Source organism: Mucilaginibacter sp. P1_D10, from assembly GCF_056406215.1.
This window is the reverse complement of the sequence record NZ_JBFUAP010000026.1, coordinates 21796-38656: the sequence shown is the minus strand read 5'-3', so window position 1 is coordinate 38656 and position 16861 is coordinate 21796. Positions and strand designations below refer to the sequence as shown.

Genomic DNA, 16861 nt, shown 5'->3' with positions numbered 1-16861 from the left:
CTGCGGATGAGGGATTTTAAGATAAGCTTGGGGTACCGCATCATTTTGGTGGTTATAATATTTATAACCGTTTTAGCCACTGTTATTTATTTTATTATCAAGCCAACACCATTGGAACTGCTTTCAAAAGGCACCTGGTGTGTAGACCGCATTTACTACCGCAATGTTTTGGTGGGGCCTGCCACAAAGGTATTTGTTTACTTCCAGGATAATGACGGTAATATACCCTGCACCGACATAGCCGATTTTAGAACAAATGGGGTTTTGGTACTACCCGGAATTAATAGTTACGCCATTCGGGGCACCTGGAAAATGGATGAAGATGGCAATTTATTTATGGATGCAGATTCTATCAAAAACGTTTTTAACGGAGAATACGAGGTTAACGTAACCGAAAAATTCCTTCAATTGAGGAATGAGAACACCACCATACTGGCGCACAAGGACAACTACACATTCCCTAATCCGCTTGACGATCTGCTGAAATGGCAAAGAGAGCAAGGTGGGAGGCGGTATTAATATCTGGCATATCGTGTAAAATTACGTAAAGGGAAACTCTATTTACCCTGGAATAAATAAATAAGGATCAGATTTGTCAACTTTTTAAAAGTTGACAAATCTATCATTGCTTCTTTTTAATGGGCCATTGCTTTTTGTAAAGTTTGTCAACCATGCCGCTAAATTCCGGACTAAAAACCCGCTCGGGTACCCCGCCTTTTTTTAAATCATAAAGGTACTGAATGGCCGCAACGTCAACGTCTTTCCCTTTATACGTGCTATCCCGCCGGGTTTCCATTAGTATCATTCCCGTTTTTTTTATCATTTCCCAGTTTTCTACATTGGTGCCTCGCGGCGATATCTGCCTGAAATTGTTGCCTTCCTTATCGCTGATATATAAGTAATCGGGGTCATTATCGTCAAGCTTTCCATCCTTGTTTTGGTCTTCGGAGATTATCGTATAAAATATAAAGCTACCCTGCTGAACAGCGCCTGATTTATCGTAAGGCGCATGGCCCGATTGCGAAGAATATGCTGATTTGGTGTAATCGGTATTATAAGAGTTAATAATCATTCTTTTATTGTTATCTAGCAGATGATATTTTCTGGTGTTAGTATTATAAAAGGCGATGTTCCAAAAAGTGACTGAGCGGGCGTCACCACTACTTGAGTACGACCCGCTATCGTCTTCTTTCTCTTCGGTGATATGCGGTAGCGGATACATTACATTTTCCGAGCTATCTATTTCTACCGGCCCTGACGTATATAATTCGGGAGGCGCAGGTTTTCCGGGTACAGCTGTAGTATCAGAGGAATTTACTTCGGGCTTATCTCCCGAGCCCGATTCGCAGGCGGCCAACAAAAGGCATATGGCAGGTATCAATATTTTTTTCATAGATGTTCGTTTTCTTTTCGGGTGGTTTCTTCAGTTGTCTGGTGGTTGTCATCGGCGGGTTGCGCCGGTGCCCTCCTCGTCTTTTCAATAAAATTTACCACCCAGCGGTTGTTTACTACCAGCAAATAACCCGTCAAGATAGTACAGAGATCGATAAATATTGAGCCATAGTTAACCGGAGCGCCGGTTTTCGATTCCGTTTGCCATTTGTAATACAAAAACAAAACCCTGAAAAACCCGGGGACGGTGTTAATAATCATTAACCCGCCAATAATAATAATGGCTATAGCTACTGCTGTTGAGCGGTGGATATTAAAGCTAAACTGCTCTTCGTCGAAACGCTTATCCAGTTTAAGTTTATCTATCACCAAATGCGGCTTAAATACTAAAATGTGAATTGCCCATAAGTATATTAATATGGTAATTAATGATATCAGCAGTATTTCCCAGTTTTCAAAAAATTGAGTATATGCCGGATAAAAGGACGAAAAGAACATCGGGATTACGCTAACGCTGGAGAATAATATCCAGACACCAACCAACTTTAAAAGGACGATCCAAAATGAACGTGGGGACATAATTAATTCTGATAAGGTTTTACGTTGCAATATAATAATAATGGCTTAACAGGTTGCCAATACTGGCAGGTTAAATTTGCATAAAGGAAACATAAACCCTGTGTTTCGTAGGAACTAAACAAGTTTAGTGAGAAAAGCAATCACCTCTCCCGGCAGGCAATTACCTCAAAGCGTATATTACTACGTTGTAGCCGCTGCCATATTGATAAACATCGCCGGCATTGGCATCCCCTTTTTTACCGATGACCCCGCCCTGTACGCCATACTTGCGCGCAACATGGCCCGCAGCAACAACTTTACCGACCTGATTTACCACGGTCGCGACTGGCTCGATAAGCCCCACTTTCCGTTTTGGGTGATGGCCATCAGCTTTAAAATATTCGGCATAAATACCATTGCTTATAAGCTGCCGGCCCTGCTGTTTTATGGTGTGTCGGTTGTTTACACTTATAAACTCTGCCGCAAATTCTACGATGAGCAAACTGCGCTGCTGGCGGTACTGATATTGCTTACGGCGCAGCACGCCATCATGTCGAACACCGATGTGCGCGCCGAACCTTACATTATGGGCCTGCTGATAGCCAGCGTTTACCATTTTTATAAGCTGAAGGAGAAATTCAGTATCATGCACCTGCTGCTGGCCACGGTATTTGCCGCCTGCGCGGTAATGACCAAGGGCATCTACCTTCTTATCCCCATCGGAAGCGCCATCATCGGCGATTATGTGTTTAAGAAAGATTACAAAGGGATGCTGCAATGGCGATGGCTGCTTTCGGTAGTGCTGGTGTGCCTGTTCATACTGCCTGAGATATACACCGTTTACGTACAATTCGATTTGCATCCCGAAAAAACGGTGTTCGGGCGCAAAGGTATATCGGGTGTTTGGTGGTTTTTGTGGGGAAGCCAGTTCGGCCGTTTCAATAATGATGGCTTCATCAAAAACTCGCATGGCGACCCAGCCTTTTTCCTGCATACGCTTCTATGGGCCTTTGCGCCATGGGCCATCGTTTTCTTTTACGCCCTGGGTAAAAAAATAAGAGGCATCATTAAAGGAATTGCCCAGCCCGAGTACCTCTGCCTTACCGCATCGGTGGTTATGCTGCTTATATTCTCCATATCAAAATTTCAGCTGCCGTTTTATACCAATATCCTGTTCCCATTTTTCGCGGTGATTACTGCGGGATTCATTCGCCCGCTAATCGCAGGTGCCGAATTGCGTTTTTTCAAAATAAGCCAATACGTTATATGCGGCCTGTTGCTGGCGGTACTTGCGGCTATCAGCTTTTTGTTTGCGCCCGAAAAACTGTTGATTGCCATAGTATTGTTTCTTGCGGGAGCAGCTGCCGCATACTTTATTTACCGGCAGGGAGGGAGGGGCTATCAGCCCGGGTTCTTATTAAGCTGTGTGGTGATGATTATCGTCAATGCCTGGTTTGTGCTGGTATTTTATCCTCAACTGGTAAGCTATAAAGGGGATACCGTTGCGGCGGAGTATGTAAATGCCCATTACCCCGGCAGGCAGGTAATATCCACCGCGCCGATGGCAGATAGATTTGATTTTTATATGAAGCAGCCAGTGGTTTATGCCACCCCGGAGGATATCATCAACAACGATATAGCTAAAGGCAGCCTGGTTTTTGCCAACGATGCCTCGATGCATAAACTTAAGAGCAGCCCATTGCGCATACAGGTAATTAAGGTGTTCGATAATTACTTTGGCGAGAATTTAAAGCTAAGCTTCATAAACGAGGCCACGCGCCAAAATACCCTGGTGCACTTTTATTTGATCAGGGTAGGTTTTGAACGGTAAATTGGAAGGAGCTGAGCCCTCACGATATTTTGTGTTTCGTTTCAGAGCATCTCGGCCAATATTGTAAATTAACCATGGGCGCATGAATTTTTTTGAAAACAAGTAAGAACCCCTTGTTGGGCGCGGTTTGGGTATGAATTTTTTTTGCCTGTTGCGATAACCACCGTGTTTTACGATATTCAACGGATTATATACAGCTTAATACCTAAACTACCTATGGACGAGTTTTACCAACGTCGGCTTTTTGTGAAAAAATGGTTTACTTTCAAGGAAAAAGGCATCGACATTCAGTTCAAAGACAACGACGGAGATTTCTCTTTGTTTATTGCTTATGATAAAATTGGCCCGCGCGATGAGGTCCGCATATTTCATAAAAAACGAAAAGTTATTTGGCGGCTTGGCATCGGTCTTTCATTGCTTACCTTATTTAAAGGAATAGTATCTATCGGTACCGATGAGAGGGCCTTTTTTTCGGCCTTAGCGACGGCTGCAATAGTGGCGGCGATTTTTTACGGGTACTACTATTTTACTACGGAAAAATATTTTGCTATACCGCTTAGTACTGGGCGATATTTTCAGGTTTTTTACAATACTCCATCAGTAGCTGCTTCTGAAGCGTTTGTGGATGCCGTGTACGAACGCAGGGATGCATATATGCGATCTGAGGGCTTTTTTGATGACGATGAAAATGTTGACAGGGGTGAATAAAAAAATAAAATAGGTTTTTAGTATGGCTGCTATATATATGAAATTCAAGTAAGTCCACCCGCAATTAGACAATCCTTGACGTTCAAAACTTGTCGAATCTTAAAAGCTCAGGGCTTCCGCAGTTGACTTAGTTTTTCGGTGGCTTGCTTTTTGGTTTCTTCATTGCCGTATTTCAGGGCAAGCTCGTAGTATTTAATGGCGTTCGGTTTGTCGTGCATATTCATATAGCAAAAGGCGATATTATTAAGTACGATATAATCCTGCGGGTTTATTTTTTCGGCTTTCAAAAGTGGGGTGAGGGCACTGGTATAATCAGCCTTTATCATATAGCCGATAGATAAATTTGATAAACTCTCCACATGATCGGGGTGATACTTCAAAACCGTTTGGGCAATGTTTTTTATATTATCGGCATTCTGGTCGCCTGCTTCAAAAAGCTGCATTACGTAACTTTGTACGGTCGAGAGCATAAATTCTTTCGGTTCATCCAGCGGTTTGTTGTCGGTCCATAACCATTTCATACCGATGGTTTCGCCGTATTCAATGGCTGCCACTATTTCTTTGGTGAATGCATCATAGTTTTTGATGCGCCCTAAAACATATACTTTACCGAAGCGTAGATCGAGCCTTGTAGGGAATTTGGCTATTGCCGTATCGATATATTTAAAACCTTTATTTAAATAAGTATCGTTATGCCCGGGAGTGCTGCCGATGTACCCGGCAACTTTTCCTGTGCTGTCTTTTACTTGTATGGCGTCGCCGGCGGGTGCGTCTTTGGTTAAACTTATAACCTCTTTCAATCCTTCCTTTGCATACAGGTTATAATAGGCCACATACATTTCGGGGTCGTTTGGGGCGGCTTTTTGCCATTTGCCCAGCAGGTTTAAGGTGGCCTGCACGTCGTCTTTGCCGATCAGTTCTTTGAAACTTGCTTTATAATCCTGCGCCAGGGCGCATAAACATGATAAGCAGGCGATGATAAAAAGGGCGATAGATTTAGGTTTCATTTGTTTGTGCGGAATTTTTGTTCAAGATAATAAAATCTGTTTTAAGCTGAAACGTACCGGCAATTTTTAAAGGTTGCCAAATCTTAAATTTTTCCGAAATTCGCCATCATGCTGCAAATACAGGAAAACGTATCCCTTAAAAACTTCAACACTTTCGGTATAGATGCCAATGCCCGCTATTTTGCAGAGATAAGCCATGCAGATGAACTGACCGAATTGTTTGCCGACCCTCTATGGCTGAACATGCCACGCTTGGTTTTAGGTGGCGGCAGCAATATGCTGATGGTGGCCGATTTCGGTGGACTGGTTATCCGCCTTAACATCCGCGGTATTGAGCATCGCATCAGCCACGATGAGGTTTTTGCGGAAGCAGGTGCCGGCGAGGTATGGAACGATCTGGTGAACTACTGCGTAGACCACGGCTATGCAGGCATGGAAAACCTGAGCCTCATCCCCGGCTCGGTAGGCGCATCGCCCATCCAGAACATCGGCGCCTACGGAGTAGAGCTGAAGGATGTTTTCGAAAGCTGCCAGGCCTTTGAGATAGCATCGGGTAATATCAAGACGTTTACTAAAGAAGATTGCAAGTTCGGCTACCGCGAAAGCGTTTTCAAAAGCGAGCTGGCCGGGCAGTACATCATCATATCGGTAAAGTTCAAGCTTTCCTTAAAACCCAATTTCAATTTGAAATACGGTGCTATAGAGCAAGAGCTGGCAGCACGTGGCATCACTGAGCCTACGCTGAAAGACGTATCGCAAGTGGTATCGCATATCCGCGTATCTAAACTGCCCGACCCATCTACCATCGGCAACGCAGGCAGTTTCTTTAAAAATCCGGTTATCAGCGCAGCAGAATTTGAGTCAGTTAAACAAAACTTTCCTGATGTTGTTAATTATCCGGCAGGCGATGGGCTGGTAAAACTGGCCGCAGGCTGGCTGATAGAACAATGCGGCTGGAAAGGCAAAACCGTTGGCAACACCGGCACCTGGAAGAACCAGGCATTGGTGCTGGTGAACCACGGCGGCGCAACGGGCGAAGAAGTGTACAGCCTTTCGTCGCAAATCATAGACAGTGTGTACACTAAATTTGGCGTTACCCTACACCGCGAGGTGAATATTGTTAATTAATATCTTTAACTATAAAGATATTTTCTCAACCCTCTATAAGCTAAGCGTTTAAAAGCCGAAATGTTTTAAATTGTTTTCTGATTTTCCCGCGCTGCGCTTCTTACCGATTAAATGCCTAAAAGTGCTGATTTATAGCTATTTGAGATAATGGACGCTCGTAAATGGGCTGAGTTGCTTCTTACGACCGGTCTTTTGAGGCATTCTAAAATTCGCTACACTTTTTATTAGTGGTATCATGTTTGAATACTATTCTGTACAAAACATTAACAGAATGACAAAGATTGAGTTTAACACCCTGGTATTACGTCAAGCAAGTTCATTAAGGTCATACGCCTTACACTTCACACACGACGCAGACGATGCTAACGACCTTGTTCAGGATACAATGTTGAAAGCCATAACTTATTACAATAAGTTTAAAGAAGGCACAAATTTGAAAGGCTGGTTATATACCATCATGAAGAACACCTTCATCAACAATTACCGCCGTTTTGTTAAAATGAGCACTTTTGTTACCAAGAGCGACGAGATTTCTTCTCCGAACCTGGTATTCAGTTCAACTAAAAATCAGGGCGAAGCCAAATTTGTGATGGACGATATCAAACGCGCTTTGGATCGCCTTCCAGCAGATTATTATGTTCCCTTCACCATGTATTTCGAAGGCCATAAATACCACGAGATTGCCGACCACCTAACCATACCTATAGGCACCGTAAAAACCCGCATACACGTAGCACGCAAGCTGCTGAAGAAAAGCCTTAAAGCTTACGATAACGGTATTGCAAAACCTGTTTACGCAGAAAACTAAGCACATAAACTCAACCCTCTATAAAAGGAAGAAACCCGCTCAAATGGCGGGTTTTTTCGTTTATAAAAATTACGAGGTAGTAACCCTGATGCCACCGGGACGGCATCGGGGTGTTTTTAAAAATTCGGCGTCATAAAAATTAGCCCTGGAGACCTTGCCGGTTTCAGCGAGAACATCGGTAGTGCCCGGCTTATTCACTGTAATTATTTATTAGTGTATTATTAACACTTAATTATAATAAAGCTCGAAGTATGTGGCGGGTTAAGAAATCATGGTGGTTGTGATGCCTTGTATAATTGGATTATTTTAGTAAAAATGACGTGGAATGAGCCGACTTAGGCCCGCTAAGTTGAAAAAAGTCACGTGCAGTCTTTTTTATAATATTTTAAGTGTTTATTTTACAATTAATAAAATTTATGCATATTTGGTTTCGATTTGTTTTACACCAATTATAAATTCGCTTGCGCGCCCCGGGCAACCGGATGAAACCGTTGACGATTATTGAACCAACTAATATTGCCCTAATGAATATTAACAAGAAAAAATACCGCGCTATTTGCCTGCTGCTTTTTGCCGTTGCACTTTTGCCGATGGCCGCGAAAGCTGCCGGTAGCCCGGCGCAGGCCGACTCTGCATACCTTTTTGCCTACGCATCGGCAAAAAATAATCACGATGCAGGCTTGCAGCTGGCCTGGAGCGTGGATAAAATAAAATGGGAAAGCATCGGCAGCAACTTCGGTTTCGTAAAAAGCGATTATGGCCCATGGGGCAGGGGTAAAAAGATGTTCAACCCCTTTCTCTTCCGCGATAGGGCAGGGCTGTGGCATTGCATATGGGGCCTCGGCAACGATATACATGCTTTCGCCCACGCCGCATCTGCAGATTTAATCAATTGGAAAAGGCAAAGCTATCCCGCAATAACTAAAGGCGATGCATTCCTCAACCCGTCGGTTACGTACGATGCCGCCCAAAAGGTTTACCATATTACCTATGCAGATAAACAAGGCAAGCAGTACCGCATCAACACTACAGATTTTAAGGCGTATTCCGCCTCGCAGGAGGTGCCGGATGCGGTAGTTGTAACCCAAACGCAAAGCCTTAACCTTGCAGACGGCACCGAAGCCGGCAATATAACTTTGGTTGCCAGGCCGGTGATTGATAAGCTATTGAATACCTTAAAGCAACGCCAGCGCGCAGGCGCGCTGTTCGGCGAAACTTTACGCAAGGATAGTGCATCCTTTACGGGCCTTAAACCGCTAAGCGTACGGATAAAGCCGCAAACTGCTACCGCGAAGCCCATAAGCGATATGCTCATCGGGATATTTTTTGAAGATATCAACTATGCTGCTGACGGCGGGCTGTACGCCGAAATGATACAGAACCGCGATTTTGAGTACGCCCCGGCGGATAAATCGGGCCACGATGCCAACTGGAACAGCACCTATGCCTGGAAAGCGCAGGGCGATAACATCAGCCTTAAAATTGATTCCATATCGCCCATAAATACTTACAACCAACATTACGCAGTACTGAGCGTGACCAAACCGGGCGGCGTGCTGTATAACACGGGTTACGATGGCATCGCGCTGAAAAAGGAGAGCAAGTATAGCTTCACCTTTTTCGGCAAAGCCGATGGTGCTTCGCCCCGAAAAATAAAAGTTAAACTGGTTAGCGCAAAGCAGGGCGTGGTGGCAGAAGCTGTTATCAACCTAACATCAACAGGGTGGAAGAAGTGGGGCACTACATTGGTATCAGCGGCAACGGTGACTGATGCCGCGCTGTATATTGAACCGCTTTCGGCGGGTGAGCTTGCGCTTGATATGGTATCGCTGTTCCCGGCGAATACATACAAGAACCGGCCGAATGGCATGCGTGCCGACCTGGCCGATGCCATAGCCGATATCCATCCACGATTCGTGCGCTTCCCCGGCGGTTGCGTTGCCCATGGCGATGGCCTCAATAACATCTACCGCTGGAAAAACACCATCGGCCCGCTGGAGGCCAGGATACCGCAGCGCAACCTTTGGGGCTACCACCAAAGTGCAGGGCTGGGCTTCCATGAGTATTTTCAGTTTTGCGAGGATATTGGCGCTGCCCCTGTGCCGGTTATAGCGGCCGGCGTGCCTTGCCAAAATTCATCGACCGGTGGCGATGGCCAGCAAGGCGGCATACCCATGGCGGATATGCAGGCTTACATACAAGACATTAACGACCTGGTAGAATATGCCAACGGTGCCGTAACCACCACCTGGGGCAAAAAGCGGGCGCAGGCGGGCCACCCTAAGCCATTCAATCTAAAATACATTGGCATCGGCAACGAGGATTTGATTTCGGATGTTTTCGAGGCTCGTTTTAAGATGATATTCAACGCGCTGGCTAAAAGCCACCCCGAGATAACTGTGATAGGCACGGTAGGTCCTTTCCATTCGGGTACCGATTTCGTAGAGGGCTGGGATGTAGCCGGCAAACTTAAAGTGCCCGTTGTAGACGAGCATTATTACGAGAGCCCGGGTTGGTTCATCAATAACCAAAGCCGCTATGATAGTTACGACCGTACAAAATCAAAAGTGTACCTGGGCGAATATGCGGCCCACGCCCCCGGCGGCCAAACCAATTTAGAAACCGCGCTGACCGAGGCGCTGTACCTCACCTCGCTGGAGCGTAATGGCGATGTGGTGAAAATGGCATCCTACGCGCCGTTACTGGCCAAAGAAAACCACACGCAATGGAATCCGGATATGATTTACTTTAACAACACCGAAGTGAAGCCAACCACGGGCTATTATGTGCAAACCATGTTCGGCAAAAATGCAGGCGATATTTATATGCCATCGGCAGTTACCCTGAGCGATACCGCTGCTTCCGTGAAAAAGCGCATCGGTATTTCGGTAGTTAAAGATAAGCAAACCGGCGATGTCATCATCAAGATGGCCAACCTTTTGCCTGTTGAAGTAAACGCGGGTATCGATCTTAGTGGTTTCCCATCCTTATCGGCAACAGCTACCAAAAGCGTACTTACTGGCAGCCTGGCAGATAAATTCCTTAAACCAACAACAGCGCAGATAAAAGCACCGAAACAATTAACCCAAACGCTGCCGGCCTATTCTTTCACTGTTATAAGGATACCCGCAAAACCCGTAAAATAGATATTGCTATTAACCATTGGCCTGCCTTGCAAAAATTGAAACAGCAGGGCAAGCTGAGCAAATTGGCCGGTGTGCTAATTGCGGTACATCCAGGCGGCCAGCAGGTAATTGTATTTGAAATACGCTGCGCCAGGGGTGTTTTTGGCATTGTAAACGAATAAAGGCACATGCGCCTCATAGCCCGAGCCATGGCTGCGGTAATGCGCATCCAGCTGCTCCGATTCGGCGTTTTCCAGGTAACCGAATACGGTGGTTTTATCGGCTAGTACCATCAGGTCGCCAATGCGTTCGGGCATCAGGCCAAATTTCTTTGCAGCTTGCGCACGTGTCAATACCGCTTCCACGCCTTTTAGGGAGAGGAGGGCCCTTTTAACTTTTTCGAGGTCCTTCTTATCGTCTAGGTAAATGTATGCCGCGCCGCCCATGCCGCGGTGATGCTTTACGTATTTGTCCTTCTCGGGCGATATCACAATTTTCACCGGCGCATTGCGAGCCTGCAGGGCTTTTTCCAGGTCCCAACAGAGGCTTTTGCTGTTCAGGTCATGGTCCGCAGTAATCAGGATGGCGGCATCAGGTGCAATTTTCCTTAGCTCGCCAATATATTCGTCTACATGGTGCAGAAAGTCTTTAGCATCGGCACTTTCGGGTGGCCACATGTGCATGGGGTAATCGGTAGTGTGTATGTAGATGAGGCCCAAATCGGGGTTATTCTTGATGGTGTATATGGCCGATTTAAAAATCCAGTAAGAGATTTCTTTGGAGTAAACATCCGGCGGCGTGCCGAATTCTTTTGCCCATACGGTGCTGCCCGCGCCATCGCATTCGGGGCAAAGGCTTATGTCGGCAAAGCCGCTCATCAGGTCTACCGTTTTCTTTTTACAGGAGAACAAGGCCGATTTAACGCCCATTTTTTTTGCCCGCTGGAAGATGGTAGGTGTAAGGATAAGCCCCGGGTCTTCTATGTATTCCTCCTTTTGCGTTTTGGGGTTAAAGAACACGTTGCCGGTGATGCCGTTCTTAGCAGGCAAATCGCCGGTGGCAATGGCAATGTTATTAACGTTGGTTACGGCAGGCATCAACGATGGCACCACTTTGTAAATACCGGCCTTTTCCAGCTGGTTAAGGTTGGGCATATCCGCGTTGCGGTAATAGTCCTCGCCGAAGCCATCCATCATAATGATGATAGTGCGCTGTGGTTTTGCCGCCTTTTGGGCGTTTGCTGTTTGCAGGGATAAAAGGCTGATGGCCAGGCAGAGGCCGATGTGGGCGAAAGATTTCTTCATTTTTTGGGGATGGGACAGGGCCTAAATTAAGGCATGGCTATCTTAGCCTCCTCAAAAAATTAAAAACATAACATTGGCTTAATATTGGCCGGGCCAAAAATAATCTGGATGAGCAGGGTATTGCCGACAGGCTGCAAAGGGCGGATAACCACCTCAAGAGCTTGCCTTCACCTTTTTGCGGTATTCGTTTGGCGATGTGCCCATCAGTTTGGTAAACATCCGCGAGAAATAGTACTGGTCCTCTATCCCCAGGCTGATGGCGATGTTTTTGATAGACATGGCCGTGAAAGAGATGTACTGGCAAGCCTTCTGTATCTTCAGTTGGTTGAAATACTCTACCGGCGAATAGCCTGTTTTAGCACGGAAAATGGCCGAGTAATGCGATTTGGATAGCTTGGCGTGGCTGCTCAGTTCGTCCAACCGTATCATGGTGTTGATATTTTCCTGCATGTATTGGATGCTCTTCTCTACGATGTCCATATCAGCAGGCTTATCCTCGGCCTGGTTGAATTTATCCTCGTAAATCAACGACGACAGGAAGTGCGAGAATATCATATTCACATAACGCAGGGCATCGCTGCTGTAGCCCTTCTCCAAATTGAAGCAAATATCCTCGAACAGCTTGATACGGTTTTCGTTGAATGACAGATAAGGCTTATAGTTTTCGGAGTTCTTTAAAATCAGTTCTATGATGAAGGAAGCCACCTCCCCTTTAAAGTGTATCCAGTATATCGTCCATGGTTTATCCATATTGGCGGCGTAGCGGTGCGGCGTATTGGCGGGTATGGCAATAAATTGCGAAGGCGAAACCTCTACCTTTTTCTTGTTAATTTCCAGCCAGCCGTAACCCTCGGTACAATAGATGATAATATGCTGGTTGATGCCGTGTGGCCGCTCGGCGTAATGGTGCATGGCTTTGGGGTAATAGCCAATATCGGTAATGTAGATTTGCTTGGTAACCAAATCCTTGCTCAGGAAGTTAGTGATGATTTTTTTGGGCAGCACGATGAGTTTTTGCCCTTCGAAGCCATCACGGCGCCGCAGTACTGTAGTTTTCGCCATGGGATAGTATTGGTAATTGGTTATTAGCGGTAATGGCGGGTAGCCATACGTTATGCAAACATTCACAATTTTTTTTAAATCAGCCTTATCCTTAAGTAAATAAATCTAAACGCGGTCACCGTAATAAAATCCATCAAGTCCGTAATATTGACTATTTTATTATCTCATTTTATCCATCACTTTTACATCGTAACCAATTAACGATACCAGCTACACCGGCGGCCTTTATCAATATTTCCTTTTGGGCGGATAGGCGCTCTTGTAGCCATATAAAACTGTAGATGCCATACTTTAACACAATAGTACGCAACCGTAAAATATCCACAAGCTGCCTGGCGGTATGGGCAAGCCTGTTTGCCTTCATCCTGTCGGCACAAAGCCTGCAGGCCCAGCAGCTTACCAAAAGCACCGATAATGCCAGCATCGGTAGCGCGCAGCTCAAAATCAGCGTAGATAAAAGCAGCGGCGCGGTAAACTACGCATTCAGCAACGGTACGCATATAGATAATGCTATTGCATACGTTAACGATATAAGCACCGGTTATCTACCCAGCACCGACCTGGCCGACCATACCTGTACAGTAGAAAACATCAACGACAAGATAGGCCAAGGCCTTTGCCTCACCTTAAAACATAGCGACGCGAAGCACGCTATCAGTATCACGCAACAAATCACGCTTTATAAGGGTAAGCCCTACGCGCTGGTAAAGGTTACGGCAACATCAACAGGCAAACCCATAGAGACGCGTGATATAAGTCCGCTGGCTATATTGCCGGCGCATAAGGGCAAGGTTTTTATCCCCGGGACCGAGCCACGTATATTAGACGTCCCCTTTGATAACGACGAATGGACACCCACTGTAGAACGAAAATGGCCCGCCGCAGGCCAATCAAAAAGTATAGGCATCAGCTATGAGTTCCTGGCCGTTTACGACCAGGTGAAGAACAGTGGCCTGGTTATCGGCAGCGTTAACCACGATTTCTGGAAAACGGGCCTCGCCTACCAAACAGGCGCGCAATTGGGCTATGCTGATTCGTTAAGGGTATTCGGCGGTGCGGCTACGGCTAATAATCCATCCCTCAAATCGGGCTATGGCGGATTGGACGGCACGCACGACCATGCCGACCATGGCACTATGCTGGGCCAAACGGTAAGTTCTCCAACGATATACCTTGCCGCGTCCGACGATTTGCACGAAACTTTTAAGGATTATGGCCGCGTAAATGCCCTCATTAACGGCAAGCAAACCTGGGATGCGCCCGCGCCTGTGTATTGGAACAGCTTCGGCGTGGAGGGCGTATTGGGTTACGAAAAGGTAATGATGCCACCTGCGGTACATCAAATCTCCGATTTCATACACAAGATGCCCAATTTCAGCGCGTACTCGAAACCCGTGCTCAGCATCGATTCTTACGACCAGGGCATTTACAGCACCGAGGTGCTTAAAGAAATTGGCGAATACGGCGCAAAGAACGGCCAGCAAATGGGCTTTTATTTTATCCCCTTTGCCATGTGGAGCTGGAAAGATAACATCAAAGGCAACAAACTCCCCGGCGGCGACTACCTGTTGGAGGATGTGCTGCTGCACGATAAGAATGGCAAGCCCATTATGTATAAAGATGGGCAATGGGGCGCTTACGCGATGGACCCTACGCACCCGGCAGTTCGTTTGTACATCATCCAACAACTGAAGAAAGCAAAGGCCATCAACGCCAAATTCCTCAAGATAGATTTCCTTACTGCCGGCGCGCTGGAAACCACCAAACGGTATGACCCTAAAGTGCGCAGCGGCATGCAGGCTTATGACTACGGCATGAAAACCCTGCGCCATCTGGTCGACTCTATCATGGGCAAGGATATTTTTATCACCCAGGCTATCTCGCCGCTGTTCCCGCACCAATATGCGCATACGCGCTTCGTATCTACCGATGTTTACTCGCACTTGCGCGATGACCAGAAAGGTTTCCCCGGATGGGGGAGTACGGAATCGTCGCTGGCCACCGGTTCGCACATGGGTTGGATGCAGGGCACGCTGTTCCCCTACACTAATCTGGATGTGGCTATCATGAAGAACTTCCAGCGCAACCCCGATCTGAACGAGCAGGAAATAAAGGTGCGCCTGTATGCCATGATGGTGATGGGCAGCATTCTGGGTGATGGATCCGACTATCGCAACCCCATAGCGGCCTACCGCGCGCAGGCCTTTCTGGATAATAAGAACATAGCAAAGTTCTTTAGCGACCCAAAAGCATTCATCCCCATCAAAACCGCCGACGGCGACAGCTACGACCAACAGCTATCTTTTTACTTACCCGGCGATAATACCATGCTCGCCCTGTTCAACTTTCACTATAAAGACGATTTCAAGCAAACCTTTAGCCGGGCCGCGTTGCACCTCGCCGCAGGCAAAAAATACGAGCTACGCGATTTTATGAACGATAAACCGATAGGCGAATTAGGGGCTGACAAACAGGAGCTTACCCTACAAGCCAGCCCCGGCGATGCCGTGTTGGTAAAATTCGTCGCGGTTGATTAATCAACAAAATAAGTTTAATATTATGCCACCAGTTAACCCTATACAACCCAAACAATGAGTAGCACAAAAGGCTTCAACAGCAATTATATTATCGGCATTTCCTTTATTTCGGCATTAGGAGGGTATTTATTCGGGTTCGATTTCGCGGTGATATCCGGCGCGTTGCCTTTCCTGCGCACCCAGTTTCTGCTTACCCCTGTTTGGGAGGGTTTCCTCACGGGCTCGCTTGCTTTAGGCTGCATCGTAGGCTGCCTGCTAGCCGGTAACATTGCCGATAAGTATGGCCGCAAGCCGGGGCTAATCATAGCGGCGCTTATTTTTGCCGTTTCTTCTATAGGCATAGCGTTCTCACCATCGCTTGCCTATTTTTTGGTATTGCGCTTTGCGGCGGGCATTGGCGTGGGTATGGCATCTATGCTTTGCCCCATGTACATCGCCGAAGTTTCGCCCGCAGAGGTGCGCGGGCGTAACGTTGCTATCAACCAGCTTACGGTGGTGATAGGCATTTTGGTTACCAATCTGGTCAACTACTTTCTGGCAGACCATGGAGCAGATTCCTGGCGGTGGATGTTCGGCCTGGGTGCGGTGCCATCTGCCATATTTTTGATAGGGGTTACCTGGTTGCCCGAGAGCCCAAGGTGGTTGATGAAAGCGGGCCAGACGGAAAAAGCGATGGCCATCCTCAATAAAATTGGCTCGCCCGATTTCGTGGAATCTACATTCAAGGCGGTAAAGAAATCATTGGAGGGTTCTACCAAGCAATCTTACGCCATGGTGTTCGAGAAGGCCGTGCGCCCTGCCGTGGTGGTTGGTATCACCCTGGCGGTGTTCCAGCAATTTTGCGGTAGCAATATACTTTTCAATTACGCGTCGACTATTTTTAAGGAGGCAGGCTCAAGCGTGGACCATCAGCTGCTCGAGACGGTTTTCATCGGGGTGGTGAACCTCATATTTACTGTGTTGGCCATGTTTATGGTTGATAAATTAGGCAGGCGGCCACTAATGCTCATCGGTTCGATAGGCTTATCGGTGTCCTTCATCGTGCTGGCCTTTTTACTGCAGAGCCATGCGCCGGTGCTGCTGCTATCTATAGTGGTGCTATCGGCCATCAGCGTCTACTCTTTTACCCTGGCCCCGGTTACCTGGGTGCTTATCTCCGAGATATTCCCCAATAAAATACGCGGCGTGGCCTCCTCTGTGGCCATCGTTTCCCTTTGGCTGGCCTATTTCATACTGGTATTTACGTTCCCCATATTGGCTAATCACCTGGGCACGTACGGTCCGTTTTACCTGTACGCGGGTATTTGCTTCGCAGGTTTCCTGTTCGTGAAAGCAAAAGTGAAAGAAACCAAGGGCCAGACTTTGGAAGAGTTGGAAGATAATTTAGTAAGACATTAACCT

General features: G+C 46.7%; 13 protein-coding genes. 8 read left to right on the top strand and 5 right to left on the bottom strand.

Features of this window, described 5'->3' with window-relative positions:
* The first annotated feature begins 6 nt into the window (after positions 1-6).
* Positions 7-519: a hypothetical protein gene (locus AC1DYT_RS25865; protein WP_477472378.1), complete on the top strand. Its 513-nt coding sequence runs from the start codon at positions 7-9 to the stop codon at positions 517-519.
* Between the two features lie 103 nt (positions 520-622).
* On the opposite strand, the gene AC1DYT_RS25860 is transcribed toward AC1DYT_RS25865, so the two are convergent.
* Together AC1DYT_RS25860 and AC1DYT_RS25855 are read right to left on the bottom strand one after the other, a co-directional pair.
* A complete protein-coding gene (locus AC1DYT_RS25860) occupies positions 623-1393 on the bottom strand; it encodes a hypothetical protein (RefSeq protein ID WP_477472377.1) in 771 nt (256 codons plus the stop codon).
* Entirely contained in the window at positions 1390-1971 is a 582-nt protein-coding gene (locus AC1DYT_RS25855; protein WP_477472376.1) for a hypothetical protein, read from the bottom strand. Before AC1DYT_RS25855 ends, AC1DYT_RS25860 begins: the two co-directional genes overlap by 4 nt.
* Before the next feature lie 127 nt (positions 1972-2098).
* Here AC1DYT_RS25855 and AC1DYT_RS25850 point away from each other — a divergent pair, with 127 nt between their 5' ends.
* Both AC1DYT_RS25850 and AC1DYT_RS25845 read left to right on the top strand, forming a co-directional pair.
* Positions 2099-3781, top strand: a complete 1683-nt coding sequence (locus tag AC1DYT_RS25850; protein ID WP_477472375.1) for a glycosyltransferase family 39 protein — start codon at positions 2099-2101, stop codon at positions 3779-3781.
* A gap of 216 nt (positions 3782-3997) precedes the next feature.
* A complete protein-coding gene (locus AC1DYT_RS25845; RefSeq protein WP_477472374.1) occupies positions 3998-4489 on the top strand; it encodes a hypothetical protein in 492 nt (163 codons plus the stop codon).
* Between the two features lie 107 nt (positions 4490-4596).
* On the opposite strand, the gene AC1DYT_RS25840 is transcribed toward AC1DYT_RS25845, so the two are convergent.
* The gene (locus AC1DYT_RS25840; protein ID WP_477472373.1) at positions 4597-5496 is read right to left on the bottom strand and encodes a tetratricopeptide repeat protein; all 900 of its coding nucleotides are present in this window, start codon (positions 5494-5496) and stop codon (positions 4597-4599) included.
* Positions 5497-5604: 108 nt separating this feature from the next.
* Between AC1DYT_RS25840 and murB the strand changes: the two genes are divergently transcribed.
* The 3 genes from murB to AC1DYT_RS25825 all read left to right on the top strand — a co-directional run bounded on the left by murB (position 5605) and on the right by AC1DYT_RS25825 (position 10578).
* Positions 5605-6624 (top strand): UDP-N-acetylmuramate dehydrogenase, encoded by a 1020-nt coding sequence (gene murB / locus AC1DYT_RS25835; RefSeq protein ID WP_477472372.1) that lies wholly within the window; start codon positions 5605-5607, stop codon positions 6622-6624.
* Between the two features lie 271 nt (positions 6625-6895).
* Positions 6896-7432: an RNA polymerase sigma factor gene (locus AC1DYT_RS25830; protein ID WP_477462203.1), complete on the top strand. Its 537-nt coding sequence runs from the start codon at positions 6896-6898 to the stop codon at positions 7430-7432.
* Between the two features lie 524 nt (positions 7433-7956).
* Positions 7957-10578 carry an alpha-L-arabinofuranosidase C-terminal domain-containing protein gene (locus tag AC1DYT_RS25825; protein WP_477472371.1) on the top strand — a complete coding sequence of 874 codons (2622 nt, stop codon included), beginning with the start codon at positions 7957-7959 and terminating at the stop codon, positions 10576-10578.
* Positions 10579-10652: 74 nt separating this feature from the next.
* Here AC1DYT_RS25825 and AC1DYT_RS25820 read toward each other — a convergent pair whose 3' ends face one another.
* Both AC1DYT_RS25820 and AC1DYT_RS25815 read right to left on the bottom strand, forming a co-directional pair.
* Complete coding sequence (locus tag AC1DYT_RS25820; protein ID WP_477472370.1) at positions 10653-11861, bottom strand: alkaline phosphatase family protein; 1209 nt, start codon at positions 11859-11861, stop codon at positions 10653-10655.
* 153 nt (positions 11862-12014) lie between these two features.
* On the bottom strand, positions 12015-12923 hold the full coding sequence (locus AC1DYT_RS25815) for an AraC family transcriptional regulator (RefSeq protein WP_477472369.1): 909 nt from the start codon (positions 12921-12923) through the stop codon (positions 12015-12017).
* A gap of 281 nt (positions 12924-13204) precedes the next feature.
* On the opposite strand from AC1DYT_RS25815, the gene AC1DYT_RS25810 reads away from it, so the two are divergent.
* Together AC1DYT_RS25810 and AC1DYT_RS25805 are read left to right on the top strand one after the other, a co-directional pair.
* Positions 13205-15460 (top strand): hypothetical protein, encoded by a 2256-nt coding sequence (locus tag AC1DYT_RS25810; protein WP_477472368.1) that lies wholly within the window; start codon positions 13205-13207, stop codon positions 15458-15460.
* Between the two features lie 54 nt (positions 15461-15514).
* On the top strand, positions 15515-16858 hold the full coding sequence (locus AC1DYT_RS25805; protein WP_477472367.1) for a sugar porter family MFS transporter: 1344 nt from the start codon (positions 15515-15517) through the stop codon (positions 16856-16858).
* Positions 16859-16861: the final 3 nt, after the last annotated feature.